This is a genomic window from Thalassospira xianhensis MCCC 1A02616 (genome assembly GCF_003326475.1).
GTDB classification, from domain to species: Bacteria; Pseudomonadota; Alphaproteobacteria; order Rhodospirillales; family Thalassospiraceae; genus Thalassospira; species Thalassospira xianhensis.
Map to the genome: position 1 here is coordinate 1 of NZ_JPWA01000088.1, position 1,186 is coordinate 1,186.

Annotated in this window: 1 protein-coding gene; it reads right to left on the minus strand. The window is 45.1% G+C overall.

What is annotated here, in order from left to right; genetic code table 11:
• On the minus strand, positions 1 to 1,186 hold a 1,186-nt coding region (locus TH5_RS25125; RefSeq protein ID WP_147250197.1), incomplete at both ends, for a site-specific integrase.

Below are 1,186 nucleotides of genomic sequence, written 5' to 3' on the forward strand. Positions count from 1 at the left end.
GATTCAGTTCAATCATCTGCTCAATCGGAAGACCGTCAAACATCAGACCATCAATAACTTCTGACAGGTATTCAAGTCGGCGCTTTCGTTCGCCATACCAACCACCAACATTTATTGGCCTGTGACCTGTAAGTTCATCATGAATTTCATCGGGTACGTTGGCAAAGCGACATGCCGTTTTAAATGTGTGTCGAAAGCTATGAAAAACCAATTCACGGTCATCTAAACCAATCGCCGTCAAATAACGTCCGAACCATTTACTGTATTCGTGCGACAGTTTTCGCGGTGTTTCATATCGGCTTTCGAAGACATAACCGGTTCGAGATGACTTGGCGTAACCTAGAAAACCTAATGATATTAAATCTTTGTGGATAGGCACGGAACGTTCTGAATGCTTTGTCTTAAGACTCTTCTTGTTTTTGTTTTTCGCAGAAATCTTGGTGATGTTCAGAAACCAGACACCATTTTCCTCCTTAACATCTGATGCTTCGAGTTGAGCGAGTTCCCCCAACCGTGCGCCCGTATACAAGGCCGAAAGAGGCAACCAATACCGATGGTCGAAAATGCGACAATTCCCGACTTCCGAAGCATGTTGATTATCTGAACAGCCTACGAATAGCGGTGACAAGAATAGTTTTTTCAAATGGTGTTCTTGAAAATCTGAACGCTCGGTTTTCAACGAAGTTTTGCTTTGACCAACAATCAAACCTGACCGTGGGTTCTCTTCGCACCAACCTTCACTCACCGCAAGACGGAAACCTTGCGACACAAAGCCGAGAAGCTTCTCGACGGTTATTGGACTGATTGTACGTGACCATTCTTGCCGCGCAATTTCGCGCAGATCCATTTGTTTTAATTTAGAGATAGACCCTCCAACAGGGTAACGCAGAAGCACATCGCGAAGTTCACGTACATGTCCTCTTGTCACGGTACGAAGGGGCAAATCCCCATGTAACTTAATCAACAGATCAAATGACCGTCGCACGTCAGGAACCGTTTTTGGTTTGTATTCACGTGTTCTCAAAAGCGCGTCACGCAGTTCGGATAAATGCTTTTCATCAGAGCGATTTCCCGGTTTCTCCGCAGAAGATGGAATGTCGAGAGCAATGACATTCACATCATCAGAGCCAGTATCTTCTCCACCACCGCAACCTAGATCCGATTGAGCAGATGATTGAACTGAATC